This is a genomic window from Halomonas sp. KHS3, from assembly GCF_000830495.1.
Taxonomy (GTDB): domain Bacteria; phylum Pseudomonadota; class Gammaproteobacteria; order Pseudomonadales; family Halomonadaceae; genus Vreelandella; species Vreelandella titanicae.
In genome coordinates, this window is sequence record NZ_JWHY01000017.1 from 29,189 (window position 1) to 55,126 (window position 25,938).

Genomic DNA, 25,938 nt, shown 5'->3' on the forward strand with positions numbered 1-25,938 from the left:
ATACACAGACGATTGCCTGAAAAGGCATCTAGTGAGGGAAATACGCACTATCGCTCCAACAGTTTCGGATAGTGGTGTGGCAGGCGCATCACCACCAGGTCCTTGCGGCGCACAGCGCTGTTTGGGTAAGCCGATTCCAGATTCCTTGTGTCGATAGCAAGCTGCACGCAACCAGTGCCGCTGGTTAACAATGCCTCCTGGCGCGGAAAATGAAACGTATCCGGGCCGAATACACCGCTTAGCCCGGGTAATCCAGCCTCGGGCATATGCACGTTGGCGAATGCGAAATAGCAGTTATTCTCGCCACCGCGTACCCGATAATGGTGCCAATGGTGATCGTCCGGGCCAGTGGGAATAGGTGCCGGCTGACGAATGCCAGTACCGGGATGGGCACAGTGAAATGGCCCTGGCAAGGCAGCGGGACAAGCGATGACATCGCATCCCCGCAGGGCCAGGATGCGCCCCGCTTCGGGAAAATCGGCATCATGGCCAATTAATAACCCTAGCCGACCTAGCGGAAGGTCGCAGCATACCCAGCGCTCGCCAGGCGTCGCCCACTCTCGGTCAGCCTCGCTTAAGTGAATCTTGCGATAAACCGCCATAACGCCCTGCGCGCCCACCAGAGCGGCCGCATTGTAGAGATGGCCATCAGACTGTTCAGCGAAACCAACCACATAATACTGTTGACGCTCTTCAGCGAGTCGACGCAGCGAGTCAAAATCAGCGTGATGCTTTGAGATGGGATTGATAGCGCCAGCATCCAGCCCGGTAAGGGCTAACTCGGGCAAGACAACCAGCTCGGCATGCCCTGCTTGTTCGATCAGCGCAATACATTGGGCAAGGTTGTCGTCGATGTCGTTAGATGGGGCAAATTGCGCAACAGCGATGGTGCTTGCTTTGCCCCTGGGCAAAGGCTGATGGCCATAAAGCCTGAAAAAATCGAGCGGATTCCAGGCGTAGGTTTGATGCAGTAGCTCATGATAGAGCGCTGGTCGACGCTCGCTGGCCAACGGCCCCGTAACACGGTCAGTATCGATATCACCAAACACGATTCCATCCCCGTCATCTCGGCTAGCCTGGACATGACCATCCGGTTCAATCACGCAGCTACCCCCACTGAATTGAACGCCACGCTCGAGCCCCCAGCGGTTACTTTCTATAAGATAGCAGCCATTTTCCCTGGCACGGCTTATCCAGTAAGGCGCCGGTGTCCGCTCAGCCAGCCAATTACTCAGATGGCAAATGACATCGGCGCCTTGCAACGCCACCAGCCGCGCGGTTTCGAGAAAATGAATATCCATACAAATGAGCAGTGCAATACGGCCCAGCGGCGTCTCGAACACTTGATGGCCGCTATCGCCTGAAGCCGCCCATTTTGGCTCGGCGATATAGGGGTGACTTTTGCGGTGCTTGCCGATATAGCCGTCAGGGCCAATCAATACAGCGGTGTTGTAGTAAAGCCCGTTGGCCAGCTCTACTTCTGGTAGGCCAATAACAATATAGCAGTCAAGCTTCGCCGCCAGCGCGGCGAAGCTTTCGGTCGAAGGCCCAGGAACCGGTTCCACATAGGGAGCGACTTCTTCCCTGTCATACCAGCAGTAACCGGTAAGCCCCATCTCCGGGGTGATGATCAGCCGCGCACCAGACGCGACCGCCTCTTCCACCAAACGCTTCAAAGCATCAATATTGCGCTCTTTGGCAAACATTTCAGGCTCAAACTGCACTGCGGCGGCAAAATATTTCATATTGTCCTCCCCGCTCGCTAGCGTGCCTGGCCAACGATGGACTTGAGAATGGAAGCACCCAAGGTATACTTTGGATCCACCATATTGCCCAGCCGCACACGGCCTGCCTGGGTAAGCAGCATGTAAGCCTCGATTTCATCAAAATCGAACTCTGCCGCTAGCCAGCGAACCAGCTCTCGGTAGGCGATGCGCGTGGCATCTTCCATGGGGCGCGCGGAACCAATGGTCATATAAAACTGTTCGTTTTCCAGGCGCGGCCACTTGAACGTCCAATCTTTGATCAAGTCGACCTGTACAGTGGTCACGGTAGGATGCTCAATCGCCACGCCGCACAACTCACCATCACCCTGCGCCGCATGACAGTCGCCTAGATAAAGATAGGCGCCTTTGGTATGCACCGGCAGATAGATCACCGCGCCAGGCGCCACATCAGGCAAGTCCATATTGCCGCCGTAATAATCAGGCACCAGCGAGCTAATCGATTCAATCTCTGGCGACACCCCAATGGTGCCAATAAAAGGCTGATACGGAAGGGTAATTTTGTCAGTCCACTTCACGCCGGTTTCCGCATCAACGTCCACCTTCTTTACCCGTTCCGGTAGCGGTGTGTTGAGTAGCGCGGTATCACCGGTCGCCACCAAGCCACCAAATTCGGTAATCAGCGCCGTCGTGCCACAAGGCTGCGGGCCACGAGGTTTCATGTCACGGATATACACCGCCAGGCAATCACCCTTCTCCGCCCCCTCTACGTAAATCGGCCCGTTCTGCGGATTGAGATAAGGTAAATTAAGTAGCTCGCTTGGCTTATCGCTTTCCGAGCGCAGTTTTCCCTCGAAAGCATCATGGGTTTCCGCACTGACTACATCGCCAGGTTGGATATGCAGCACAGGCTTGGGGTTAGGTCCAAGCGTATAGTGGTATTGACCTTGAGCCACCTCAGTGAGTTGGTGGGTAGTACCCGGCTTACCCTTGGCGACGGCGCGACGGGCCATGATGGACTGATCAAACCAGTTCATTGTTCGACTCCTTTTTGAGTACTGTTTAAGTACGTTCAATCATCGCTCCGGCAACTACGGGCTGGAGCGTGCATCGTTGTTAAATGGCAAAACGTTTTCCGTGACCCCTTACGTGTCACGCCCTCAAACCGCCAGAATGCGCCGCATGGCGTCACGGTCACGAAGTTGTTCCGTCGCGAGCTCATGGGTAATCTGCCCCTTGTCCATGACGTAGCAGCGCTGCGCCATGGTCATGATCATGTCCAGGTTCTGTTCAACGAGAAGAACGGTCACGCCCAGCTCGCGATTGAGCTTGAGGATGTTGCGCGAGATGTCCTTGACGATGTTCGGCTGGATACCTTCCGAAGGTTCATCGAGCAGCATCAGCTTCGGCTTGCCTACCATGGCCCGGCCGATAGCAAGCTGTTGCTGCTGTCCGCCGCTGAAAGTGCCGGCCCGCTGATTGGCCCGCTCGCGCAAGATAGGGAAGAACTCGTAGACCCGCTCATAGTCGACACCCTCGCCGGGCTGTTGGAGCATCTCGCCGACCTTGAGGTTTTCCCAGACGGTCATGCGCGAGAAGACCTCGCGCCCTTGCGGGATATAACCAATGCCCAAGCGCGCACGTTGGTGCGATTCGAGCGCGCCGATATCCTGGCCATCGAAGCGGATAACGCCCTGTCGATGCTTAAGAAGACCGATCAGCGTCTTCATTAACGTTGTCTTGCCAACGCCATTTCGGCCGATGACGGCAACCACCTCGCCGCGGCCCACACTCAAGCTGACCTCTTGCAGAACGGCGGTGGTACCGTAGCCAGACGTAACGCCTTCCACGCTCAACAGATGTGTATTATTCGTCGTCATCGGCTGTCCCCAGGTAAATGCGTGCGACCTCTTCGTTAGCCTCGATGTCGTTGATCGTGCCTTCCGCAAAGATCTCACCGAAGTTCAGTACGGTGACCTTATGGGCAATCTGGCGTACGAACTCCATGTCGTGTTCAACCGCCAAAATGGACATACCCTGGCGATTGAGCGCCTGGATCATCTCGCCGGTGCGCGCCGTTTCTTCCGGCGTCATGCCAGCCGTTGGCTCATCGAGCAGTAGCAAACGCGGCTCCGTGCTCACCGCCATGCCGATCTCAAGCCACTGTTGCTCGCCGTGGGAGAGTTCTCCGGCAAGCTCTTCGGCCTTGTCGGTAAGCCTTACGAAGGCGAGTGCCTTGTCGATCGCCGCCGTCATCGAATCGCCATGCAGATGGTTCTGAACCGCGATCTGCATGTTTTGCCAAACGGACAGCTCAGCGAAGATACCCGGCACCTGGAACTTGACAGCGATTCCCTGTTTCACGCGCTCAAAGGAACGCAGCTTGGTGATTTCCTTATCTGAGAAGTAGATCTTGCCAGCGCTGGGTTGATGCTCACCGAGCACAAGCTTGAAAAACGTGCTCTTCCCCGCGCCATTCGGGCCAATCAAGCAGCGGATTTCACCGGACGCCATTGAGAAGTTCACGTCCTGCGCCACTTTTACGCCGTCGAAATGCTTATATAAGTTCTCGGTTCGCAATATGGTCACGACATGCCCTCCTTACGCTTGCGGAGACGGCTTACAAGCCTGACCAGCCCCGGGATCAACCCTTCCGGCAAATAGACCACGATGACGACCAGCAGCAAGCCCATGATGACGAAGGCGTAGTAGCTGCCGTAGATCGTGAGATTCTGGAAAATGCCCAGCACCACCAAGGTGCCCACTAGCGTCGCGGTGAGGTCTTTACGCCCGCCCACCGCCACCCAGATAATGGGTAATGCGGCGGCCGCCAAATCCATGTTGGACGGGCTGATGTACTGCCCCCAGGCGGTATACAGCACACCAGACAGACCCGCTAAACCACTGCCAATCACAAAGGCAATTAACTGGTAGCGGCGAATGTCGTAACCGAGCATTTCAGCGCGGTGCGGGTTCTCACGAATCGCCACCAGCACATTGCCGAACCTCGAATTAACCAGCACCCGTAAGCCCAGATAGCAAAGCACCAGCATGGCGAGAAGCAGGTAATAAAGCGGCACGCCCGAGTACAGCGCTATATCGCCTCCCGCCCAGGGGATGGTCAGCGGCGGCATACCGGTCATGCCATTGTCACCACCCATCCGGGCATCGCCGATCGCCCACTGTGAGCCCGCCGTCTGCGCCATGAAAGTTGCAAAAACCAGCGTGGTCGACAGCGTGACAATCCCCAGGAAGACGCCGCTGATGCGTCCGTAAAAAAGCATGTAACCCAGCAGAGCCGCCCCCAGACACGACATCCCAACGCCGAGCAGCACTCCGACGATGGTCATACCGTAAGCCGCGCCAAAGTTGATCGTGACGACACCGTACGTATACCCGGCAAGCCCGAAGAAAGCGGTCTGGCCAAAGCTGAGCGCGCCCGTGTATCCCCAGATCAGCGATAGCCCAAGAGCCATAAACACCCAGCAAAAAAAGTAGGCCGTATTACCGACACTCCAGCCATCTGCAAAGGCGGGGTAAACGGCGGCCGCGCCAATCGCCAAGGCAAAGCCAACCCAAAACAGCGATCCGCGACCCAGTGTTTGCGGACCGTTAACGAGCCGCATCCAGTTTGGCACGCGAGACGCTGACCGCGCCGTCAGCGGGTCTTCTCGTTGCAACATAGCCATTTATGAACGCCCCTTGAGTAACCAGCCAGACAGGCCTTGCGGGAGAATGCGGATAACCACCATGACGGTTATTAACAGCCCCACCTGGCCCATGAGCTGCCCCTGCCACCCGGTCAGGAACGCCTTGATAACCGCGAGCGTGGCCGCGGCTGGCGCCGTACCCAGGAACACATCCGCCCCGCCCACAACCACCGTCACGAAGCTCTCGACCAGGAAGTTGGCGCCCAGCGTCGGGACGATGGAGATCGTGGGGGCATAAAGCGCGCCGGCCAAACCGGCCAGTGCAGCCCCGAGACCAAAGGTGAGGGAGTACATACGCCCGGTGTCGATCCCCGCGGCTTTAGCCATGTGCGGTGCTTGAATCGTTGCCCGCGAATGGATACCGAACGTCGTATGGTGAAACAGCACATACAAGCCAATAAGCAGTAGCACGGCGACCCCAAGCAGCACCATTCGATAGGTCGAGTAGGTGTAATCGCCCACCGAAAAGCTACCCAGCGGCGTGCTGATACCCGACATGCTGGAGCCAAACACGATCAGTGTGCCTTGAGTGAGAACCAGGCTGATCCCCCAGGTGGCCACAATGGAGTCCAATGGCCGGTGATAGAGGCGATGAATAATCGTGCGTTCAAGCACAATGCCAAGAATCCCGGCGGCAAGGCTGCCGCATAACATAGCGATGGGCAGTGGAACCCCCATGCGCGCCGTTGCCACCGTTACGTAGGCGCCGCACATGATAAATTCACCGTGAGCCAGGTTGATGATACCCATCATCCCGAAGATCACCGCAAGCCCCATGGCAGATAGCACCAGGAAGGCAAACGCATCCCCAAACTGATAAAACGCTGTAAACGCGAAATGTATATATTCCATATCCAGGCTCCTGGGCAGGAAACGCCAGCGAGGTTTCCCGCTTAATGCAAACTCACAGGTCAGGCAGGGTGAATTTCATCACCCTGCCGGGACGATGCGTGATATTTACTCGTTGGGAGGGCTAGAAGGGGTGTACTGGGCACTTGGATCGTTCTGGGTCAGATCGCAACCATTTTCACCCAGCCAGTACGGCTCGATATTTTCCCAAGTTTCGGGGAAAGATATCTCGTGGTTCTCATCCACTTTCGCCAGAAAGATATTGTGAGACATATGCTGGCTCTTAGGGTCGAGACACACGGTGCCAGAAGGGCCATCGAAGCAGACATCGCCCTCGGCGATCACTTCGCGAAGGTCTTCTTTGTCGGTCGAACCGCCGGCACGCTCGACCATCTGCTTATAAAGGTACATAGCAATGTAAGAGTTCGCGGCTTCCTGATTCACATAGGGCGTATCAGGGAAGCGCTCATAGAACTTCTCAACAAACGCGTTAGCCTCAGGGGTATCCACTTCTTCGATAAAGTTCGTGGTAACAAACATGTTTGCAAGGCTTGGGGGCGCGAAGCGCTTATGCTCGTAGCCCTGTCCGACATTTACTGACGATGCCATGGGCAGCCCCAGATTTGCCGATGCCGCTTGCTCGTAGTAAGACGCCTGGTTGGAACCGACAAGTAGGGTTACTACAAAGTCTGGATCCTCACCCTGAATATCTTGAATTGTCTGTGAAAATTGTGAAACACTCAGTGGAATGAACGCCTCGCCTACAATTTTCCCGCCTTCCTCTTCCACAATCTGTCTAACCCACTCCGCCGAGATCTGGCCAAAGTTATAGTCCGCGGCGATCGTATAGACCTTAGGGCCATACTCTTCCATCATCCAGGGAATCAGCGTCGAGAACTGCTGCTCCGGAACAGCGCCAGTGACAATCATGTTGGCGTCACATACGCCGCCTTCATACTGATTGTTATAAAACGCCAACCCATCAAACTGGTTAACAATCGGTCGATATGCTTCCCTTGATGAAGAAGCAAACCCCGCAAAGACGGTATCCACTTGATCACGCTGGAGAACCCGCCGCATTAACTCTTGATAACGACGATCATCAGACTGAGTGTCGTAAACGACGAGTTCCACCTCGCGACCCGCGATACCGCCTGCGCCATTGATTTCCTCAGCCGCTAATTCAATGGCACTCACCTTCGCCTGAGTGACTGCCGCAAAGTTGCCGGACTGATCCTCTAACACACCGATCCGGATAGGATCATCTGCCGAAGCGCTGGCCACAAAAGCGCCAGCCATCAGAGTTGATAAGGTTATCGTTCTCTGAATTGTTGAGTATTTCATTTGTATACTCCCAGTTTAGTTTTTACTGTTTCCTGCAACGCTTTAACGCCTTCCTGCGGCAATACAGCTTCCTACATCGCCTCTACATGAAATGAGAAACGACGCTCTGCTCTTAAACGCAATGACGGCTAAAATCGTGTGGTTAGGTGTTAGAGTTCAATGATGTGCCCCACTTTTGCCTCGCTTGTTGTCTCGCTTATTGTTAGTTAGGCCACTACAAGTAGCGATTGAACCGGGCTTCCCCGAGACCATCGGTGACATCGAAATCTCCCTTCAGCGCTGCCATAGCAATCTCGCCGGAGACGATCATCGCCGAGAGGTCTTCCAGTGATAGACGTCGGTTCATGCTCGCCGAGCGCAACAGGGCAAAAGCGTCATTGACGGAAACGCCCATATCCTCAATGAGCTTGATCGCCGCCGTACAAACGACTCGGCGTGCACGCACCTGCTGTTCCAGACGTTGAAGTCTCTGCTCAGTCTCGTAGCGCTCATTAAACTTTTGGTTAGCGAGAATTAGGCTCGCGAGAATACCGGCCTTACGTAACGGCTTGGTGAGATAGCCGCAAACTCGGCGCTCGATGAACCAATTGACCGAGCTCGGCGCATCCGAACCGATCAGGGCAATCGCCGGCCCCTGGACACTGTCGATCATGCGAGTGATGCTGCCGAACTGGCGTCCCAATTCATCATCGAAGAACACCAAGTCAAACGGCCTATCAGCCCCCACTTCATCGTGGATTTCATAAACGACCGGGGTAACTCCCAGTTCTACAAGGAACTGGCTCAGCACCGCCCGATCCTTTTCGGCGGCACACACAACCAATGCACGGTGGCCCCTGAAGTTACGTCGTGTGGTAACAGTCATCGCACGATCCTCAAGCCAATATTGTTTTGAGCAATGGGCGTTTCCGTCTGAGCAGAGCTTCCACCACATGCTTCAGCCCAAACGAGATAAGGATCCGGGCGAACGGGGGCGTTTGCTTCTGAAATCACCTTGAACGTCGCGTCTTCACGGGATATTCCTAGCCGGACGGTCAAGTAGCTGTGATTGCTCTCAGGATCGACATGAACCATGCCCTGCGGGGCTTGGAACGACGTTTTATGCAAGGCTTTTTTCACCCGTTCGATATCAACTGAATCGGCGCCAGCCAGCGCCAGGGCAAGAAGATGAACGGTGTTATAAGAAGCCTCTGCATCTGCACTCGGTAAAGCATTGTGGCCATATCGCTTGCGGTAACTTTTAACGAACTGCTTGTTAACATCCGTCTCAATGGTCGAGAAGTAGACACTCGATGCAAGATGCCCACTACATGCCTGCGAACCGATCTGGGCGAGTTCCGGCTCACAAAGTGTGCAGCTACCAATGACCGTTTCTTGTAGTGCCGCATTCTCAGCGCGAGCTTTTGCAAACGCCCGGTAGAACGCGTAGCTAGACTCACCGATCAGCATGTTCATGATGAAGGCGGGGCGCTTTTCGTGGATTTCTTCGATGATGCGTGCCACATCCAAATCACCTACCTGCAAGTACCGCTCGGCGATCATCTCTCCACCGTGTGCTTTGGTAAGTTCCCTAATGATGCGGCCGTTTTCCCAGGCCCATACATAGTTAGAGCCTACGAAGTAAACATCTCGTGTGATATGGGCAAGCACATAGTCCATCAGCGGCAGAACATGTTGGTTCTGAACGGCGCCGGTATAGATAACGTTATTGTTGGTCTCAAAACCTTCGTAGTGCGACGGATACCACAGCAAGCCATCGTATTTTTCGAAAATCGGGATGACTTCTTTTCGACTGGAAGACGTATAGCAACCAATCACGTGCTTTACGCCCTCATGGCGTAGCAAGCTGCGCACGTGGGTGCCGTAGGCAGCGGTATCACCGGCCGGTTCGCATTCGATGGGCACAAGCTCAAAGGAGAAACGTTTGTCCTGGTTGACCTCTTCCAGCGCCAGCATCGCCCCATCGCGCATTGAGCGGCCAACGGTGGCGTAAGGGCCTTGGGTAGAGAAGAGAATGCCAACCGGAATACGACGGTTCATTGACTAACCTTCCTGTTCGCGGACATAAAAAAAGGGCTCACAACGCTACCTGACGGTAACGATGGGAGCCCTATTGCTCTGTGCCTTTTCGGTGTATGCCGACGCACAATATGTCAATTACTAAACTTAGTATTGTGACCCCTAATCGACTTTGTCAACTCATTGACGCTATTCTTAAGTCGAAGGCCATTACCACTAAACAACTATAAACAAACTAAAGCAACAAACGTGCCAATTAAACAACATGCCACAATAGCGGCTTTTGAACACCTTTAATGTAGGTGCTTCGCCTCTTTTTGATACACACATAAGAATTTATGCTGCACGAAGGTGCACTCAGGCTTCCCATGCTTGTATAGCCGTGAAAACCAGACAGTCGAGGATGAAGGATTTTATAGAATCTGCTGAAGGCCGCCAACAAATCAGGTCATTTCGACTACTCAGATACGATTTGCCAATCTGATAAGAACAGGCAGAAGTGGTCTTGAAAGAAACAGTACGCAGATGCAGAATTTGGGGAATAAAACAAAAAAGGCCACCTTTGAAGGTAGCCTTTTTGAGTCTCTAACATGTTGCTTTTAACCACTTTTCAGTGGTGCCGACACCAGGAGTCGAACCCGGGACCTACTGATTACAAGTCAGTTGCTCTACCAACTGAGCTATGTCGGCGCTTCACGTTTTCTTGAGAACTTGATTGCTTCGCTGTTAGGCTCTGCAATCAACAAGAAATCTTGTTGGCAATGGCTGGGGTACCAGGATTCGAACCTGGGAATGCCGCTACCAAAAAGCGGTGCCTTACCACTTGGCGATACCCCAGCAGTGTGGTGGCCAGAGACGGAATCGAACCGCCGACACGGGGATTTTCAATCCCCTGCTCTACCAACTGAGCTATCTGGCCGCTGCCAACGGTGCGTATTAAACTAAAAACGCCGCTTTCCGTCAACACCTTTGTGAAACTTTCTTGCGATACCGATGCTTAGAAGTCTTTTTTCCTACGCCATCTCTGGCTCGGCCTTCGATACACCCATACCTAGAGCCACTGATTACAAGTCAGTTGCTCGATCAATCCCCCTTGTACTCAGAACGAACAACCGCTCTCTTCATGCCCTGCTATTCATGCCTGCTGCTCATACCTGCTTAGGCGGCACATAACCTTCGGCTTGGTCGGTTTCCTGGTTGTCCAGGAAGCGCTGCATCTGCTCCATTAGATACGCACGGGATTCGGGGTCGAGCATGTTGAGGTGCTTTTCATTGATCAGGCGGGTTTGCAACGCCTGCCAGGCTTCCCAAGCGGGCTTGGAAACGGTGGCCTGAATCTCCTGCCCCTGCTTACCCGGCAAAGGTGGGAATGGCAGTGCTTCCAACTCTTTTTGGTACTTGCGGCAAAAAACGGTATTGCTCATAACGTGCTCCTGGTTCTGCGACTTCATTCAATGATCTCATCCAATCAGCTAGCAAACGCTTAAGCGTGCCCTGGTGTCGGATTGAGGCTAAAGGGCGTTAGCTGGCTGAGCAGCGCTTTAACGGGAGCAGCAAGGCCCAGTTCAGGCGGACGGTTAACGTCGTACCATACGCCGCTTTCACGAACACCGCCCAGCCTATCGCAGCTCACCGGCTGCGGGGTAATCTCTAAGCGAAAATGACTGAAGGTGTGGTAAAAGCTAGGCGGCGTAGTTCCCCGCTTAGGGTTAACGGCGTTGTCTTCAAGCCAGTCATTGAGCTCGCTGTACTTCTCAAACTGCGGCAAACTCCATAACCCGCCCCACAGACCGCTGGGAGGGCGTTTCTCAAGCCATATCCGGCCTTCCGGGTCACGCAGCATCAGCATGATCGTTTGTCGTGTGGGCAGCGCCTTTTTGGGTTTGGATTCCGGGTAGCACTTTGGTTCGCCTTGGGCGTAGGCCAAACAGACATCGTTAAATGGGCAGCTCAGGCAGTCCGGTTTGCTGCGTTTACATAGCGTGGCGCCAAAATCCATCATCGCCTGGGTGTAATCCGCTAGGCGCTCTGTTGGGGTGTAGTACTCCGCCAGCGACCACAGCTTTCTCTCCACATTGGGCTTGCCCGGCCAGCCGGGCAGCGCATGCAAACGAGTGAGCGAGCGCTTTACATTGCCATCTAAAATAGCCGCACGCTGCCCCGTGCTTTGCGCAATGATAGCGCCAGCGGTGGAGCGGCCAATACCAGGCAAAGCGACTAATGCGTCGAGACTCTCCATCGGCAGTTCGCCATTGTGCTCCGCTAACGCAACCTGGGCAGCTTTATGCAAGTTGCGCGCACGGGCATAGTAACCAAGGCCCGTCCAGAGGTGCAGCACTTCATCCTGCGGGGCCTTGGCGAGACTTTCCAGGGTAGGAAAGCGCGCCATAAAACGCTCAAAATAGCCGATAACGGTGGCAACCTGGGTTTGCTGCAGCATGATTTCCGACACCCACACGCGGTAGGCGCTACGCGGCGACTGCCACGGCAAGTCGTGACGGCCGTAGCGGTCAAACCAATCCAGTAGGCGCTGTTGGAATTCGCTTGCCGCTAGCCGCGGCGTGGGCATATCTGCCATGCACGCTCCTTAAACAGAAATGGGTATATGAAACAGCAATGGGCATACACCAGTGCCAATATAAAAAAGCGCCGGCGTTTAGGCCGGCGCAGCACTTACTGTTTCGATAAATGCGTCACTTTACATCCTGCGTCGATGCTCAGTTAAACAGACTGCGTAGGCCATCGCGAAGCTCTTGAGCAGCGCCTTCGCCAAGGCGTTCATCTAGCTCATCTAAAGAGTCGCCTAGACGCTCCTCCAGCTCTTCATTAACACGATCCCCCGTTTCGTTGCGCAGTAGGTCGACCACAGCGGTCTGGAACATCTCACGGTCGAACCGGCACCACTCGGTGCGTTCATCGCCAAGATTACCTTCACAGCGTACGGGCAGCGGCAGTTGTTCCAGGCGCGGGTTAACTTCACAGGCCGCGTCAGCGGTGTCGACCAAACGAGCATTAGCACGGGTATCAAAGTTCAAGCTGGCGAGATCCAGTTCACCTTCTCCACGCACATCGATGCCGGGCAGGGTAATCAGCAGGTCGTCACTCTCCACTAAGCCGTTACTGATTTGGAAGGTAGCATCAAAACGCTCAAAGCGCGTATCGGTGTGCCAATCCCGCAAAGTGCCCTGCCCCTCTAACTGGGCAACCAGTTCACACATCTGCTTGGAAATGTTGGTATTTAAAATGGCGCCTTCGTTTAGACGAGCATTAAGCGCGCCATTGAGGTTGCCGATAAGCGCTTCACGGGTATTGCCCTGACTGGTGACATCCCCGGTTAAATTAAAGCGACCGCGCAGTGGTGATGCTTCCTCTTTTTCACTGATCGCTTCAATCAACGGCGCCACCTGAACGTTGTTAATAGTCGGCGATAGCGCCCACTCAAGGATGGAATCCGTAGCATCAACCTGGCCGGTCGCGCGGAGTTCACCCTCGTAGAAGCCTGACTCAAACGCCGTTAGCCGATGAACGCCGTCGTCGCCACGCAGTTGCAAGCGTGGATTGTTGAAGGTCAGGCCCGCAAAAATAAGCGTATCGACACTCAGGTCGCCCTCTAGCGCCAACCCGCTGAGTAATGATTGCGGCACTAGTGTGTTGTTTTCCTGAGCAAAAGCTTTACGCAGTAAACCGCGACTCGCCTGTTTGGCGGTGGCCTCACCGGGTAGATAGCGATCAAGGTCTAGTTGGTCACCGGCTAAATCAAACGCCAGGCGTGAGCCATTCAGCGCCGCCGTCAGCTCGCCGGTAAAGGTGCTGTCGTCGACGACCAACGAGAGGCTAGGCAAAGAGAATTGCTCGGCATCACCTTCGATAGGACTGGTCATGGCTACATCGCTGAGCGCAGCCTCGCCCGCGGTGGTTAGGGTAACGCCAGCACGGGCAAGCCAGGGGCGTAGCGTAAAGGGGGCAGCGGTTAGCTGACCACGATAACGGGGAGCATCGCGCAACTGCTCAATATTAAGGTGGCCGCTCACCCTTAAGCCATCCGGCCCGGTAAGCTGCAAGTCTTTCAACTGCGCCGTTTGTGCCTGCCAGTCGCCCTCCAGGCCAAAGGCGAGCGCCAACGCCAAGCTGCCCTGCCAGTTATCCGCATTACGCAGGCCCGTTTCGAGCAGCCCCTCTTTAATGGTGAGCTGCTGCTCGCCCATACGGGCAACCAGTTCGGCGGCCTTCAAGCTTAGCTGCTGTGGCTCGCTCTCTGCCCCCTTGGTGGTTCGAGTGGTCAGTGCCATATTTTCCAGGGCGAAAAGCTTATCTGCCAACCCAAGCCGCACGCGTGTTTCAAGATTGATATCGCTGGTCAGATCAGGGGCACGCTCCAATACCTCGGCATCGAGCCGGTTATGCTTGGTCAGTGTGAACATAGCCTTCAGCGGAAAGGCGCGCAGCGGGTTAACGTTACTACCCGAGATATTCAGTTGCTGCATACGCCACAGTGCTTGGGTTTGCGCATCGCGGAAGCGAATGTCGGCGTTTTTCACTTCAACGCTGGCAATACTCAACACCACGGCCAAGCTACCGGCGTCCGCATTGGGGCCAGCACTGGCGGGCGCTAGCACCGTTTCAGCCGCGCTTTCATTGTGCTCAGAAAGGCGCTCTAACAAGGGCTCCCAGTTACCCTCACCCTGTTCATCGCGCTCTAAGTTAAGGCGCATACCGTCCAGGGTTAGGCCGTCGACGGCAATTTCCCCTCGCAATAGCGGGCCGAATGCCACGCTCACCTCGGCGCGGTCAATAGCCGCAAAGGCAGCACTCTCTTCAGCCTGCTCGGGCAACCAGGCGCGGGCTTTCTCTACACTGACGCCGATACGCGGGTAGAATGACCAGGTAATCGGGCCTTCCAACGCCAAGTTGAGTCCCGTTTGCTCCTCCACGACAGCAGTTAAACGGGGCTTGAAGTCTTCTGGATCCAGAAAGGTGGTCACGTAGACCACGGCGGCGACCGCAACGATGGCGAGAATGCCGACTGCTGCCAGCAAGATACGTAATAGCTGTTTCATTACCCTTTCCCTTGTGGGTCTAACTCAACAAAATCACTGGTGGCGGGCATACCCGCTGCCGGCGTTTCTGGGTTGGCCATTGGCCGGTAACCTAGCTTGGAGAGCAGCACGCGGTCGGCCAGTGGTAAAGTGGACGTTTCAATGCGCAGGACACGGCCTTCCTGCTTGGCTTGCTCGCCAAGCAGCGCCATCAAGCGCGAACCGACGCCACGGCGACGGGTGGTTTTGCGCACGCAGAGCTCAGATAGCCACCACGCCCGGTCTGCGCCCTCCTGAACGGCGACGGCCCCCAGCAGCCGATCGTTGAAGAGAGCACAGGCAAAAAAGTGCTGGCCTGCAAAATGTTGCTCAATAAATGGCTCAACCGTTGGGGTGGGCATACGCTCTTGGGGCGCATCCTGATAGATGCGCATAAGATCAAGGCGCACCTGCTCATCGGCTTCCCAACGGGCCTGGTCGACATGGTGCAGTGTCACCGGCATGGTGAAATCCTCTTCGCCAAAGCAGCCTGGCTGCTATTTCTGCCGCAATTGATTGCGGCTACATTTCGCGCATTGTAGCGGATGAGGGCGCCGATTCACTATAATGGTCGCTTCGCCACAGGCCGATCAAATCAGTGGTAAGTTGATGATCGCCACCAGCCATCCCTCAGAGTGCGCTTCAGCGCAGGAGATGCAACATGTCAGCGCGTATTGCCACGGTTAGCCGTGACACCAACGAAACGCAGATCAAGGTCAGCGTCAATCTCGATGGCGAAGGCCGTCTTAGCTGCCAAACCGGCGTTCCGTTCCTGGATCATATGCTTGATCAAGTTGCTCGCCACGGGATGATCGATCTCGACATCAATGCCACTGGCGACCTGCATATTGACGACCACCATACCGTAGAAGACCTGGGTATTACGCTAGGCCAAGCTTTTTTTGAAGCAATTGGCGATAAACGCGGCATTTACCGTTATGGTCACGCCTATGTTCCTCTTGATGAAGCACTCTCCCGGGTAGTGATCGACTTTTCCGGTCGACCTGATCTGTTTATGAATGTTGAATTCACCCGCGACACTATCGGTAGCCTGGACACTCAGTTGTTCTGGGAGTTTTTCCAAGGCTTTGTCAATCACGCCCGCGTGACGCTGCATATCGACAACATCAAAGGCTTTAATGCTCACCATCAGGCGGAAACGATCTTCAAGGCCTTTGGCAGAGCACTCCGCATGGCCGTGATGGAAGACCCGCGCATGGCAGGCCAAATGCCCTCCACCAAAGGGAGCTTATGATGCTGCGCTGTAGCCTGCGCGATGCCACGGGCTTTGCCGTTAGCCCTATTTTGTCCACTTCTCCAAGGAGCGCTTCATGACCATTGCTGTAATCGACTATGGAATGGGCAATCTTCATTCTGTAGCCAAAGCGCTGGAGCATGTGACCCATGAGAATGTCGTCATTACCCGCGACCCGCGCCGTATCCTCGGCGCAACGCGTTTAGTGCTACCGGGCCAAGGGGCCATTCGCGACTGCGTTGGCGAACTTGAGCGCACCGAGTTACGCGGGTTGGTGGAGGATATCTTAACCCGCCAGGCCAAACCGCTGCTGGGTATCTGCGTGGGCCAGCAGATGCTACTGGAGCGCAGCGAAGAGAATGGCGGCGTAGAGTGCCTGGGGTTCTTTAAAGGCAGTGTAGATCGTTTCCCTGGCGATATGCGCGACGCCCACGAGCAGCGCTTGAAAGTACCGCACATGGGCTGGAACGTGGTAGAGCAGCACCATGAACACCCTCTCTGGGCAGGTATTGATAATCACGAACACTTCTACTTCGTGCATAGCTACTACGTTAATGCCGATGAAGATGCACAAGTATTTGGTACGACCCAATACGGCAAGGTAACCGCCCACGTGGCCATTGGCCGTGACGCGACCTTCGCGGTGCAGTTTCACCCCGAAAAAAGCTCCCGCGCGGGCCTTCGCCTGCTTGAAAACTTTGTCACCTGGACGCCCTGAGAGGATTTTGTATGTTGGTAATTCCCGCTATTGATCTCAAAGACGGCCAGTGTGTCCGATTGAAGCAGGGCCGCATGGAAGACGCGACGTCTTACGGCGATGACCCGGTGGCCATGGCGGCGCGCTGGGTAGAAGCAGGCGCCCGTCGCCTGCACCTGGTAGATTTGAACGGCGCCTTTGAAGGCAAACCGGTGAACGGTGACGCCGTGACGGCTATCGCCCGCGCTTACCCGGATCTGCCGATTCAAATTGGTGGCGGCATTCGCAGTGCGGAAACCATCGAGCACTACTTAAGCGCCGGTGTCTCTTATGTGATTATCGGCACCAAGGCAGTTAAAGAACCCGCTTTTGTGGGCGAGATGTGCCGCGCTTTTCCCGGCCATGTGATCGTTGGACTTGATGCCAAAGATGGCTATGTCGCCACCGACGGCTGGGCAGAGGTCTCCACGGTAAAAGCCACTGAGCTTGCCAAGCGTTTCGCCAACGACGGCGTCTCCAGCATTGTCTACACCGACATTGCCCGCGACGGCATGATGCAAGGCGTCAATGTGGAAGCCACCGCGGCGCTTGCCCGCGAAGGCGGTTTGCCGGTGATCGCCTCCGGTGGAGTGACCAACCTGGACGATATCAAAGCACTCTGCGAGGTTGCTGATAGCGGTATCCTGGGCGCTATTACCGGTCGGGCAATTTACGAAGGCAGCCTGGATGTTGCCGAAGCTCAGCGGCTGAGCGACCAACTGACGGGAGGCAGTTCATGAGCCTTACCAAACGCATTATCCCCTGCCTGGACGTAGACGCCGGGCGCGTGGTCAAAGGCGTTAATTTTGTCGGTATTCGCGATGCCGGTGATCCGGTGGAGATTGCCCAGCGCTATAACCAGCAGGGCGCCGATGAAATCACCTTTCTCGACATTACCGCTAGCCACGAAGACCGCGACACGACGGTGGAGATGGTTGAACGCATTGCTGGCGAAGTGTTTATTCCGCTAACCGTCGGCGGCGGCATTCGCAGCTGTGACGACATTCGCACTATGCTGAACGCCGGAGCGGACAAAGTATCGATCAACACCGCAGCGGTCACTAACCCTGAGTTTGTTCGCGAAGCCGCCGAGCGTTTTGGTAGCCAGTGCATTGTGGTGGCGATTGACGCTAAACGGGTCTCTAAAGAGGGAGAAACGCCCCGTTGGGAGATTTTCACTCACGGCGGCCGCCGCCCAACAGGCCTTGACGCCGTTGAATGGGCGAAGAAGATGGTTGAGTTCGGGGCGGGCGAACTACTGCTCACCAGCATGGATCGCGACGGCACCAAGATTGGCTTTGACCTGGGCGTGACCCACGCGATTTCCGAAGCGGTGAGCGTTCCGGTGATAGCCTCAGGGGGTGTGGGCAACCTGGATCACCTGGTGGATGGCGTACTCAAAGGTGGTGCCGATGCAGTGCTGGCCGCCAGTATTTTCCATTTTGGCGAATACACCATCCCTGAAGCTAAGCGCTATATGGCCGAACGCGGTATCGAAATGCGGCTTTAAAATGCCCTCTATCAACCAGGAGCTTCGAATGTTTCGTTTACACCCATGGATGGGATGGCTCGCAGGCCTGCTATTAAGCACGCCTGCTACTGCCTTCACGCTACCTGATTGGCCACCGTCGCTGGAGTGGGATCACACCCTGGTGCAAACCAGCCTTTATACCCGCCACTTCAGCCCCGACCCGGAACACACTAACCAACAAGACCTGGTTAGCATTGAACTGCATAATCCGAATCACTGGTTAGCGGGCGGGGCTTGGTTCAAAAACTCCTTCGATCAGCCCTCTTGGTACTTCTATGCGGGGCGGGAGTTCCCTCTTTGGCAAACCGATCAGGGGATAAACGTGCGCGCCAAACTCACTGGCGGACTCCTGCGCGGCTATAAAGGCGAGTATCGCGACAAAATTCCGCTCAATCACTTGGAAATCGCCCCGGCCGCACTCCCCAGTATCGGTGTGCAATGGGGCCGGTTTGAATCAGACCTGATCATTTTCGGCACCGCAGGCATGATGATAACCGCAGGGATGCGCTTTTAGTCGCTACTCCTCAACGTCGTCTAGCGATAAACCCAGATTGCTGATGCCACCATTGCGACCTAATTCACGCACCTCTTTCAGCGACGCCTTATCCAGCGGTTCGCTGACGGCTTCCAATACGGCATCCTGAAAATCGTTTTCGTCGTCCATCAACGGATGGTCGCGAATAATCAGCGCTAGCTTCTGCGCGTCAACCTCGCCTTCAGTAAGCTCTATAAAGGCGCGTACGCCCGCTCGGGATGTGCGGCTAACATCCAGCACGGCCTCTGGGGAGTCGCCTTGCAGGGTGTCCAGCAGCGCTGAGACCGACACTACTGCATCCAGGGCGCGCCGGGCACCAAAGCTGTCATCCTCTTCGGGCGGCTCACACTCGGCTAGCTTTTCCGCTTGGCGGGCAAAGTCGATACTGGCATTGGGCACATTAAGCCGCTCCCAGACCAAGCTCAGCACGGTGCCTAGCGTATGGCTATCGCCGTGGCCGGTGGTTTGCTGATAAAGCATATAGTTAGGCAGCAAACGTTCACACAACGCCGCCATGAAGGCTTGCTGGGCAGGTAGTGGGAGTCCTTGTAACCGTTTGTAAAAGCCCTGGGGTTTCGACACCATACTGATTTCCTGGATCGCCTGCTGTGGGATATTGGTGAAAGTTAGCGGGTACGTTATCGTCTCTCTACGCTTGGGGCGATCCCCAGCGCTTTGATGATTGTACGGCCGGCGAGGAGATTACCATGCATATTCATCTGCTACAGCACGGCCCTGACCATGGCCCCGCCCGATTAACCGATTGGCTAACCAGTATGGGCCATAGTTACACCGTTTTTCATCTCTACGCAGGCGAGCTAACGCCCCGCCCAAACGAGTCTGATGCACTGATTATACTTGATGGCCCAGAAGAGCTACTCAGCCATCCTCCGGCGTGGTTTAAAGCCGAAGATAAGCTCATCAACCGCTATTTGGATGGTCAAAAACCGCTGCTGGGTATTGGCGTAGGCGCCCACTGGATAGCCCAGGCACTGGGCTCGGTGGTAGCGCCTGGTACCTATACTGAAACAGGCTGGCATACAGTCACCCTAGCGCCGGAAAGCTTGCTGGATTTACCCGAAACATTCAGCGCTTTTATGTGGCATCGCTATGTCTTCAGTTTACCCGACGATGCGCTGCCCCTAGGCGGTAGCGAAGCTGCACCGCTGCAAGGGTTTGCATGGGACAGAGGTCGTGTCATCGGCCTGCTGTGCCACCTGGAAGCCACTGCGGCTAGCGTGAAACAGCTACTGGGCACAGCCGAGTGGCCTGAAGCGTCACCTTCCACTACCCGCTATGTTCAGGATGCGGCCCAAATATTAGAAGACCCCAACCGCTTTATTCACCTCGCGCCACAGCTCGACCGACTGATGACCCAGTGGCTTAAAGCAGCGTAACAGTACAAGCTATAAGGCCGTCAGCGGTTCCACTGCCTGGCGGCCTCTAGGCAGCTATCCCAATCGCCCACATGAATCTCTGGCGGCGCAGCGTCGCGCTGCTTCTCTAAATGGTAGCGGTAGAGCGGGTCGTAGTACTCGGTGAGCAGCGGCGCAAGCCAGGCTTCATGGGCTTGGGGGTTGCCCTGGGCATGCTCTTTGAATGCCAGCGCCTGCAGCCGCTGTAAGCGCTGAAGGCGCGCGTTACCCAAGCGTTTTCCTAGTCGGATAAGGGAATTACTTAACTGCGCCTGCATTAATTGCCAGCCCTGGTAGGCCCCATGACGAGCGGCATAGGCCTGCTCCAGGTCGATAATATAGTCCTGCTGAATCTGAGCAAGGCGCCAATCCAGCGGCATTTCGATACGCACCCGCGGCGCTTGCTGCTGCGCCCGCCAGAAGTTCAAGGGAATATTGGCGCTGCCAATCTGACGGGACTCATCTTCGATGACCAGCCCTTCCATCAGCCCGATTAGCCGCTTGGCCAGCGCATGCTCAAAGTTGATTTGAGTAGCAGGCTCTTCAGGTCTGCGTCCAAAAGCAGAACCTTTGTGGTGCGCATAAGCTTCCAGGTCGACGCCATTATCGAGCTGATTAATCAGCGCTGTTTTTGCACACCCGGTGAGCCCTGCAACAACCAGCATTGGCTGAAGCGCGGCCGTATCAATGCGCTCACAGAGCGCTTGGCGCATAGCCTTCCAGCCACCCTCCAGCCGTGGCCTTGAGATACCGGCCTCTTCCAGCCACTGCTGAGCAATTTGCGAGCGCAGTCCACCGCGAAAGCAGTAAATCAATGCATCTGGGTATTCGGCTAAGCACTTCTGCCACGCTGCGACCCGAGCCTGCTTGACCTCGCCGCTGACTAAACGCTCACCTAGCTCAATCGCCGCGGCTTGACCATGCTTCTTATAAGCGATGCCCACCTGATGACGCTCGTCATCGACCATTAAGGGCAGATTGACGGCACCGGGCAGCGCACCCTGGGCAAACTCCACCGGGGCGCGCACATCTATTAGCGGTCGCTCTTCTCTAATTAAACCCAATACCGCCGGTGTGGTGGCTGGAGTTGTGGCCAGTGTCACCCGACCACCTCGATGGAGGCTTTACCCTGGCGCGCCTTCATGACGCCGAATGACTGTAACGACAGGCCGAATTCGCGACCAATACGCTCAACGTCATCCTCCCAGGCGGGGTCAACGCTGAGCAGCAGGCCGCCGGAAGTCTGGGGGTCACACAACCACTGCCAGTGGGCTTCATCCATGGCCGGCAAGCTTTCCCCCAGCGCATCACGATTACGCAGCGTACCTCCAGGCACAGCGCCTTGGCGGCGGTAGGACTCTGCCTCGGCCAGACGAGGCAACTTACGGAAATCAATCTGGGCCATGACGTTACTGGCCTGGCACATTTCAGCAAGGTGGCCCGCCAAGCCAAAACCAGTGACATCGGTCATGGCGTTCACCCCTTTTACATTGGCAAGCTTCACACCAATACTATTGGGCTTGAGCATCGTTTCACGGGCAAGACCATGGTGGCCCATTTCCAGCAAGCCACGTTTCTCTGCTGTGGTTAGCATGCCCACGCCTAACGGCTTGGTTAAAAACAGTAGATCACCCGGCTTGGCGGTGCTGTTTAGCTTGAGCTTATCCAGGTCGACTAAGCCGTTTACCGCGAGCCCGAAAATCGGCTCGGGCGCATCAATGGAGTGACCGCCCGCCAGGGCAACGCCTAATTCGCGACATACCGCCTGGGCGCCGGCCATTACGTCCCCCGCCACTTCAGCGCTGAGTTTATCCAGCGGCCAACCGAGAATACCTAACGCCATCACCGGCGTGCCGCCCATGGCGTAAACATCGCTGATGGCATTGGTGGCGGCGATACGTCCAAAATCGAAGGGGTCATCGACAATGGGCATAAAGAAGTCCGTGGTGGCAATCATGCCGCGACCATCGCCCAGATCGTAGACGGCCGCATCCTCGCGCCCTTGATTGCCGACGATAAGCCGCTTATGGCCCGCCGCTGGCCCTGCCTTGGCCAGAATCCCATCCAGCACATCTGGGGCGATTTTGCAGCCGCAGCCTGCGCCGTGGCTATATTGGGTCAAGCGAATCGAACTCATCGTGTCTCTCCTTGGCACTTGGGGAATATCATCAGTTTAGCCCAGCATGGCGCATACTACAGAGCGTCCAGCGCGTCGCTAAGCTTATCCACGGCAATGACCTCCATACCTTTGGGCGGCTGCTTGGGGGCATTAGCGCGGGGTACAATGGCACGTAGAAAACCGTGTTTGGCGGCTTCGGCGATGCGCTCCTGACCACTGGGCACCGGGCGTATTTCGCCCGACAGTCCAACCTCACCAAAGACCACCAGCTCTTTGGGCAGGGCTCGGTTTTGCAGGCTAGAGACCACCGCCAACAGTACTGCCAAATCAGCGCTGGTTTCGAGCACTTTGACACCTCCGACGACGTTTAAAAATACGTCCTGGTCGCCGGTAAACAGGCCGCCGTGGCGATTAAGTACCGCTAACAGCATGGCCAGACGGTTTTGATCCACGCCGACGGCGACTCGACGAGGATTACCCAGCGCAGACTCATCCACCAGCGCCTGTACCTCGACCAGAATCGGCCGTGTGCCTTCCCACACCACCATGACTAAACTACCTGGCGCCTGCTCCTCCTGGCGAGAAAGAAAAATCGCGCTGGGGTTTTTAACTTCTTTAAGGCCCTGTTCAAGCATAGCGAAGACGCCTAGCTCGTTGACGGCACCAAAGCGGTTTTTCTGCCCTCGCAGGGTACGAAAGCGTGAGTCGGCGCCCCCCTCTAATAGCAGCGAGGCATCAATCATATGCTCAAGCACTTTAGGGCCCGCCAGCGAACCGTCCTTAGTGACGTGACCTACCAGCAGCAAAACCGTATTAGTCTTTTTGGCGAAGCGCGTTAGCGCCGCGGCTGACTCGCGCACCTGGGCAACGCCACCGGGTGCAGAACTGATATCTTCCAGATGCATGGTTTGGATGGAGTCAATCACCAGAATCTCTGGCTTCTCCCGCTCAGACACCGCCAGAATAGTTTCTACACTGGTCTCGGCCAGCATTTTCAAACCATTGGTGGGCAACTGTAGGCGGTGCGCACGCATCGCTACCTGGGAGAGTGACTCCTCACCGGTCACATAGAGGATACGCCGCTGCTGGGCCAACTTGCAGGCCGTTTGCAGCAGCAGGGTCGATTTGCCCGCCCCAGGATTACCACCCAACAGAACCGCTGACCCGGGCACCAACCCTCCGCCTAGCACGCGATCAAACTCCGCGAACGTCGAGCTCATACGCGGCACTTCACTAAGATCCACATTGCCCAGGTCGATCACTTCACGGGACAGATCTCCCGCGTAGCCAGATCGACCGGGGGCTGCGCCGCCACCAGGGCGGGCGCTCGCCAAGTGCACTTCACTGAGCGTGTTCCACTCGTGGCAACTGCTACATTGTCCCTGCCATTTACGGTATTCGGCACCGCACTCGGTACACACAAAGGCGCTTTTGGCTTTGGCCACTGCCATTACACTCCTACTGTTGCTGTCACTAAGGGGCAACTTACGCTTGGCTGCCGCTAGTATTCATCACTTACTGTCGCGTACTTTATATTCATGAGTGCCAGCAAACACAAAAGGCGGCCAGTGGCCGCCTTTTGTACTACTGGCTAACGTCTTATTGACGCTTTAGCTGCAGCATTTCACCATTTTCAAAGCGGCGACGCTCTGGATCAATCAACTCCAACGTGCTCTCATCAATACGCATGAAGTAGTAGATTTGACCATCGCCATCTGGCGTCAGTTCGTAAACAGTGGCGTCCAGATCGGAAGGCGTACCGGTTAGCACTTCCCAGTTACCCGCGTAGTTTTCATCCGGCGGTGTTTGAGGGTGGTTACGGTAAGAAGCATTCAGTGTGAAGGTACGCTCTTCAGCCGCGCTCATCTCTTCACCCACCATCGTGACATCCAGATCGATACCATCGCAATTGCGGCAAGGTAATGAACCTTGGTAATTTTGCTGTGCGGCAGCTGCCTCTTCTTGCTGCTGCTCCATGGGGCTGCTTGCACAGCCAGCCAGCAGTGCCAACATGGCCGAACCGGCCAGCAAACTCTTAAGTTGCATAGAGTGTCTCCTTAATCTCGTGTTGGACATCACATTTATTTACGCGCACTTATGACAGCATAACCGCTACAAGGTGCGACGCACACCCCTAGTGATGCGAATGCTTGCGCTTAGTTAGCCTTCAAGCGACCATGGTGTACCTTGCTAGGATAATCAGGTTACCCACATGAGCCAATACTGGAGTCCGGCCGTTCGCGAACTTACGCCTTACGTGCCCGGCGAGCAGCCACGCGAGCAGCTTGTAAAGCTCAATACCAATGAAAACCCTTACCCACCTGCGCCAGGTGTCGGTGAGGCACTGCGTGACTACGCGACCGATCATCTACGCCTCTACCCTGACCCAACCTCTGCAGCGCTGCGTGAAGCGTTAGCGGAGACGTTTCAGGTAGCGAGTGGCCAAGTGTTTGTCGGTAATGGTTCCGATGAGGTGCTGGCGTTTGCCTTTCAGGCATTTTTCCGCCATGGCGCACCACTAGACGTACCCACGATCACCTATAGTTTCTACCCCGTTTACGCCAACCTTTATGGCGTTGAGCTGCGAAAGCATCCGCTCAATAAGCAGTGGGAAGTCGATATTGATGCGCTTGGAGCGGATACTAGCCGCAGCGGCGTTATTTTCGCTAACCCCAACGCCCCTACTGGCCACGCGCATTCGCTTGCGACTATCGAGGCGCTGTTAAAGCGCGTCACTGATCGAGTAGTGCTTGTGGACGAGGCGTATGTCGATTTCGGCGCAGAGAGTGCTGTTGCGCTGATTGATCGCTACCCTAACCTTCTCGTCACCGGTACGTTTTCTAAATCACGCAGTTTGGCAGGCTTGCGGCTAGGCTATGCGGTGGGCTCAGAGGAGTTGATCGATGGCCTGTTGCGGGTAAAAGACTCCTTTAACTCTTTTCCAGTGGATAGTTTGGCAAGCTTAGTAGGCATCGCCGCACTCAAAGATGTCGAGCATTTTGAAGCCTGCCGCGAGCGTGTTATCACCACCCGTGAACGCACTCACCGGCGCCTTGAAGCGTTGGGATTTGAAGTATTGCCCTCTAAGGCTAACTTTGTGCTCGCCCAGCACCCTAACCACGAAGGCGCGCAGCTATTTGCTGGCCTACGCGAGCGGGGCATTCTGGTGCGCCATTTTAATACCTCAGACCTCAACAACTTCCTACGCATCACCATCGGCACCGATGATGAGATGGATAGCCTGATTGAAGCGTTAGAAATGCTTCTCTAGTAAAGGGTGAGGGGTAAGGAGTGAGGAGAGCCTTGCTGGCAGCTCACACCCTTTACTCCTTACTATTTCCCCTCACAACCTCCCCCTCACGCAAAAACATCCCCCAAGGCATCAGCCCTGGGGGATTTTTTCGTATAAGTGCCTGACGATGATCGGGCCGGCCATCCGGCGGCCGGCGCTCCGGGACTCTCCATGGGGAGACCCCTTGTTTTTCTTCCCCGCAAACAAAAAACCCAGCCGGTTGGCTGGGTTCTTCGTTAAATAAGTGCCTGACGATGACCTACTCTCGCATGGGGAGACCCCACACTACCATCGGCGCTAAGCGGTTTCACTTCTGAGTTCGGCAAGGGATCAG

General features: G+C 55.7%; 25 protein-coding genes, 3 tRNA genes and 1 rRNA gene. 7 read left to right on the forward strand and 22 right to left on the reverse strand.

Annotated features, from left to right (window positions below; translation table 11 throughout):
• Positions 1-47 precede the first annotated feature (47 nt).
• The 16 genes from RO22_RS23340 to RO22_RS23415 form a co-directional block, all read right to left on the reverse strand.
• Positions 48-1,745 carry a nitrilase-related carbon-nitrogen hydrolase gene (locus RO22_RS23340; RefSeq protein ID WP_041159525.1) on the reverse strand — a complete coding sequence of 566 codons (1,698 nt, stop codon included), beginning with the start codon at positions 1,743-1,745 and terminating at the stop codon, positions 48-50.
• A 17-nt stretch (positions 1,746-1,762) separates the two neighbouring features.
• On the reverse strand, positions 1,763-2,761 hold the full coding sequence (locus RO22_RS23345) for an acetamidase/formamidase family protein (RefSeq protein ID WP_022522048.1): 999 nt from the start codon (positions 2,759-2,761) through the stop codon (positions 1,763-1,765).
• Between the two features lie 123 nt (positions 2,762-2,884).
• Positions 2,885-3,604 carry an urea ABC transporter ATP-binding subunit UrtE gene (gene urtE, locus RO22_RS23350; protein WP_041159526.1) on the reverse strand — a complete coding sequence of 240 codons (720 nt, stop codon included), beginning with the start codon at positions 3,602-3,604 and terminating at the stop codon, positions 2,885-2,887.
• Positions 3,591-4,250 (reverse strand): ABC transporter ATP-binding protein, encoded by a 660-nt coding sequence (locus tag RO22_RS23355; protein ID WP_200890279.1) that lies wholly within the window; start codon positions 4,248-4,250, stop codon positions 3,591-3,593. The genes urtE and RO22_RS23355 overlap by 14 nt, the downstream gene beginning before the upstream one ends.
• Before the next feature lie 59 nt (positions 4,251-4,309).
• Entirely contained in the window at positions 4,310-5,413 is a 1,104-nt protein-coding gene (locus RO22_RS23360) for an ABC transporter permease subunit (protein WP_022522045.1), read from the reverse strand.
• Positions 5,414-6,286, reverse strand: coding sequence for an ABC transporter permease subunit (locus RO22_RS23365; protein ID WP_041159527.1), 873 nt, complete (start codon positions 6,284-6,286; stop codon positions 5,414-5,416).
• Positions 6,287-6,391: 105 nt separating this feature from the next.
• Positions 6,392-7,567 carry an urea ABC transporter substrate-binding protein gene (locus RO22_RS23370; RefSeq protein WP_200890280.1) on the reverse strand — a complete coding sequence of 392 codons (1,176 nt, stop codon included), beginning with the start codon at positions 7,565-7,567 and terminating at the stop codon, positions 6,392-6,394.
• A gap of 274 nt (positions 7,568-7,841) precedes the next feature.
• A complete protein-coding gene (locus RO22_RS23375) occupies positions 7,842-8,492 on the reverse strand; it encodes an ANTAR domain-containing response regulator (protein ID WP_022522042.1) in 651 nt (216 codons plus the stop codon).
• Positions 8,489-9,667 (reverse strand): transporter substrate-binding domain-containing protein, encoded by a 1,179-nt coding sequence (locus RO22_RS23380; RefSeq protein WP_041159528.1) that lies wholly within the window; start codon positions 9,665-9,667, stop codon positions 8,489-8,491. Before RO22_RS23380 ends, RO22_RS23375 begins: the two co-directional genes overlap by 4 nt.
• Positions 9,668-10,260: 593 nt before the next feature.
• Positions 10,261-10,336 (reverse strand) — tRNA-Thr (locus RO22_RS23385).
• 72 nt (positions 10,337-10,408) lie between these two features.
• A tRNA-Gln gene (locus RO22_RS23390) sits at positions 10,409-10,483 on the reverse strand.
• 6 nt (positions 10,484-10,489) lie between these two features.
• A tRNA-Phe gene (locus RO22_RS23395) sits at positions 10,490-10,565 on the reverse strand.
• A gap of 229 nt (positions 10,566-10,794) precedes the next feature.
• Positions 10,795-11,070: an oxidative damage protection protein gene (locus RO22_RS23400; protein WP_027958863.1), complete on the reverse strand. Its 276-nt coding sequence runs from the start codon at positions 11,068-11,070 to the stop codon at positions 10,795-10,797.
• Positions 11,071-11,129: 59 nt separating this feature from the next.
• Complete coding sequence (gene mutY, locus RO22_RS23405) at positions 11,130-12,224, reverse strand: A/G-specific adenine glycosylase (protein ID WP_041159529.1); 1,095 nt, start codon at positions 12,222-12,224, stop codon at positions 11,130-11,132.
• Between the two features lie 139 nt (positions 12,225-12,363).
• Positions 12,364-14,703: an AsmA family protein gene (locus tag RO22_RS23410; protein ID WP_041159530.1), complete on the reverse strand. Its 2,340-nt coding sequence runs from the start codon at positions 14,701-14,703 to the stop codon at positions 12,364-12,366.
• Complete coding sequence (locus tag RO22_RS23415) at positions 14,703-15,185, reverse strand: GNAT family N-acetyltransferase (protein WP_009288590.1); 483 nt, start codon at positions 15,183-15,185, stop codon at positions 14,703-14,705. The genes RO22_RS23410 and RO22_RS23415 overlap by 1 nt, the downstream gene beginning before the upstream one ends.
• Positions 15,186-15,382: 197 nt before the next feature.
• Here RO22_RS23415 and hisB point away from each other — a divergent pair, with 197 nt between their 5' ends.
• From hisB to RO22_RS23440, 5 genes are all read left to right on the forward strand, one after another.
• On the forward strand, positions 15,383-15,976 hold the full coding sequence (gene hisB / locus RO22_RS23420) for an imidazoleglycerol-phosphate dehydratase HisB (protein ID WP_041159531.1): 594 nt from the start codon (positions 15,383-15,385) through the stop codon (positions 15,974-15,976).
• 76 nt (positions 15,977-16,052) lie between these two features.
• Complete coding sequence (gene hisH / locus RO22_RS23425) at positions 16,053-16,694, forward strand: imidazole glycerol phosphate synthase subunit HisH (protein ID WP_022522036.1); 642 nt, start codon at positions 16,053-16,055, stop codon at positions 16,692-16,694.
• Between the two features lie 11 nt (positions 16,695-16,705).
• Positions 16,706-17,452, forward strand: a complete 747-nt coding sequence (gene hisA, locus RO22_RS23430) for a 1-(5-phosphoribosyl)-5-[(5-phosphoribosylamino)methylideneamino]imidazole-4-carboxamide isomerase (protein WP_022522035.1) — start codon at positions 16,706-16,708, stop codon at positions 17,450-17,452.
• On the forward strand, positions 17,449-18,222 hold the full coding sequence (gene hisF / locus RO22_RS23435; RefSeq protein WP_008957631.1) for an imidazole glycerol phosphate synthase subunit HisF: 774 nt from the start codon (positions 17,449-17,451) through the stop codon (positions 18,220-18,222). Before hisA ends, hisF begins: the two co-directional genes overlap by 4 nt.
• Before the next feature lie 28 nt (positions 18,223-18,250).
• On the forward strand, positions 18,251-18,757 hold the full coding sequence (locus tag RO22_RS23440; protein WP_041159532.1) for a hypothetical protein: 507 nt from the start codon (positions 18,251-18,253) through the stop codon (positions 18,755-18,757).
• 3 nt (positions 18,758-18,760) lie between these two features.
• On the opposite strand, the gene RO22_RS23445 is transcribed toward RO22_RS23440, so the two are convergent.
• Positions 18,761-19,363, reverse strand: a complete 603-nt coding sequence (locus RO22_RS23445) for a YjaG family protein (protein WP_041159533.1) — start codon at positions 19,361-19,363, stop codon at positions 18,761-18,763.
• A 122-nt stretch (positions 19,364-19,485) separates the two neighbouring features.
• Here RO22_RS23445 and RO22_RS23450 point away from each other — a divergent pair, with 122 nt between their 5' ends.
• Complete coding sequence (locus RO22_RS23450) at positions 19,486-20,175, forward strand: type 1 glutamine amidotransferase (protein ID WP_022522031.1); 690 nt, start codon at positions 19,486-19,488, stop codon at positions 20,173-20,175.
• A gap of 20 nt (positions 20,176-20,195) precedes the next feature.
• Here the strand turns inward: RO22_RS23450 and mnmH are convergent, their stop codons facing one another.
• The 4 genes from mnmH to RO22_RS23470 all read right to left on the reverse strand — a co-directional run bounded on the left by mnmH (position 20,196) and on the right by RO22_RS23470 (position 24,358).
• Positions 20,196-21,296 (reverse strand): tRNA 2-selenouridine(34) synthase MnmH, encoded by a 1,101-nt coding sequence (gene mnmH, locus RO22_RS23455; RefSeq protein WP_041159534.1) that lies wholly within the window; start codon positions 21,294-21,296, stop codon positions 20,196-20,198.
• Positions 21,293-22,330, reverse strand: a complete 1,038-nt coding sequence (gene selD / locus RO22_RS23460; protein WP_027958873.1) for a selenide, water dikinase SelD — start codon at positions 22,328-22,330, stop codon at positions 21,293-21,295. Before selD ends, mnmH begins: the two co-directional genes overlap by 4 nt.
• Before the next feature lie 56 nt (positions 22,331-22,386).
• On the reverse strand, positions 22,387-23,757 hold the full coding sequence (gene radA / locus RO22_RS23465; RefSeq protein WP_041159540.1) for a DNA repair protein RadA: 1,371 nt from the start codon (positions 23,755-23,757) through the stop codon (positions 22,387-22,389).
• A 154-nt stretch (positions 23,758-23,911) separates the two neighbouring features.
• Positions 23,912-24,358, reverse strand: coding sequence for a copper resistance protein NlpE N-terminal domain-containing protein (locus tag RO22_RS23470; protein WP_041159535.1), 447 nt, complete (start codon positions 24,356-24,358; stop codon positions 23,912-23,914).
• A 166-nt stretch (positions 24,359-24,524) separates the two neighbouring features.
• Between RO22_RS23470 and hisC the strand changes: the two genes are divergently transcribed.
• Positions 24,525-25,583 carry a histidinol-phosphate transaminase gene (gene hisC / locus RO22_RS23475; protein ID WP_084625540.1) on the forward strand — a complete coding sequence of 353 codons (1,059 nt, stop codon included), beginning with the start codon at positions 24,525-24,527 and terminating at the stop codon, positions 25,581-25,583.
• A 267-nt stretch (positions 25,584-25,850) separates the two neighbouring features.
• Here hisC and rrf read toward each other — a convergent pair.
• Positions 25,851-25,938: ribosomal RNA gene (rrf, locus tag RO22_RS23965) — 5S ribosomal RNA — on the reverse strand; the annotation flags it as partial.

Excerpts from the sequence above, each read along its gene's own strand:
- RO22_RS23415 (WP_009288590.1), bottom strand. The coding sequence starts at position 15,185 with ATGCCGGTGACACTGCACCATGTCGACCAGGCCCGTTGGGAAGCCGAT.
- hisA (WP_022522035.1), top strand. The coding sequence starts at position 16,706 with ATGTTGGTAATTCCCGCTATTGATCTCAAAGACGGCCAGTGTGTCCGA.
- RO22_RS23400 (WP_027958863.1), bottom strand. The coding sequence starts at position 11,070 with ATGAGCAATACCGTTTTTTGCCGCAAGTACCAAAAAGAGTTGGAAGCA.
- RO22_RS23440 (WP_041159532.1), top strand. The coding sequence starts at position 18,251 with ATGTTTCGTTTACACCCATGGATGGGATGGCTCGCAGGCCTGCTATTA.
- RO22_RS23345 (WP_022522048.1), bottom strand. The coding sequence starts at position 2,761 with ATGAACTGGTTTGATCAGTCCATCATGGCCCGTCGCGCCGTCGCCAAG.
- selD (WP_027958873.1), bottom strand. The coding sequence starts at position 22,330 with ATGAGTTCGATTCGCTTGACCCAATATAGCCACGGCGCAGGCTGCGGC.
- hisF (WP_008957631.1), top strand. The coding sequence starts at position 17,449 with ATGAGCCTTACCAAACGCATTATCCCCTGCCTGGACGTAGACGCCGGG.
- RO22_RS23450 (WP_022522031.1), top strand. The coding sequence starts at position 19,486 with ATGCATATTCATCTGCTACAGCACGGCCCTGACCATGGCCCCGCCCGA.
- RO22_RS23470 (WP_041159535.1), bottom strand. The coding sequence starts at position 24,358 with ATGCAACTTAAGAGTTTGCTGGCCGGTTCGGCCATGTTGGCACTGCTG.
- RO22_RS23380 (WP_041159528.1), bottom strand. The coding sequence starts at position 9,667 with ATGAACCGTCGTATTCCGGTTGGCATTCTCTTCTCTACCCAAGGCCCT.
- urtE (WP_041159526.1), bottom strand. The coding sequence starts at position 3,604 with ATGACGACGAATAATACACATCTGTTGAGCGTGGAAGGCGTTACGTCT.
- hisB (WP_041159531.1), top strand. The coding sequence starts at position 15,383 with ATGTCAGCGCGTATTGCCACGGTTAGCCGTGACACCAACGAAACGCAG.
- RO22_RS23365 (WP_041159527.1), bottom strand. The coding sequence starts at position 6,286 with ATGGAATATATACATTTCGCGTTTACAGCGTTTTATCAGTTTGGGGAT.
- RO22_RS23340 (WP_041159525.1), bottom strand. The coding sequence starts at position 1,745 with ATGAAATATTTTGCCGCCGCAGTGCAGTTTGAGCCTGAAATGTTTGCC.
- RO22_RS23410 (WP_041159530.1), bottom strand. The coding sequence starts at position 14,703 with ATGAAACAGCTATTACGTATCTTGCTGGCAGCAGTCGGCATTCTCGCC.
- RO22_RS23445 (WP_041159533.1), bottom strand. The coding sequence starts at position 19,363 with ATGGTGTCGAAACCCCAGGGCTTTTACAAACGGTTACAAGGACTCCCA.
- hisH (WP_022522036.1), top strand. The coding sequence starts at position 16,053 with ATGACCATTGCTGTAATCGACTATGGAATGGGCAATCTTCATTCTGTA.
- hisC (WP_084625540.1), top strand. The coding sequence starts at position 24,525 with ATGAGCCAATACTGGAGTCCGGCCGTTCGCGAACTTACGCCTTACGTG.
- mutY (WP_041159529.1), bottom strand. The coding sequence starts at position 12,224 with ATGGCAGATATGCCCACGCCGCGGCTAGCGGCAAGCGAATTCCAACAG.
- RO22_RS23375 (WP_022522042.1), bottom strand. The coding sequence starts at position 8,492 with ATGACTGTTACCACACGACGTAACTTCAGGGGCCACCGTGCATTGGTT.
- RO22_RS23360 (WP_022522045.1), bottom strand. The coding sequence starts at position 5,413 with ATGGCTATGTTGCAACGAGAAGACCCGCTGACGGCGCGGTCAGCGTCT.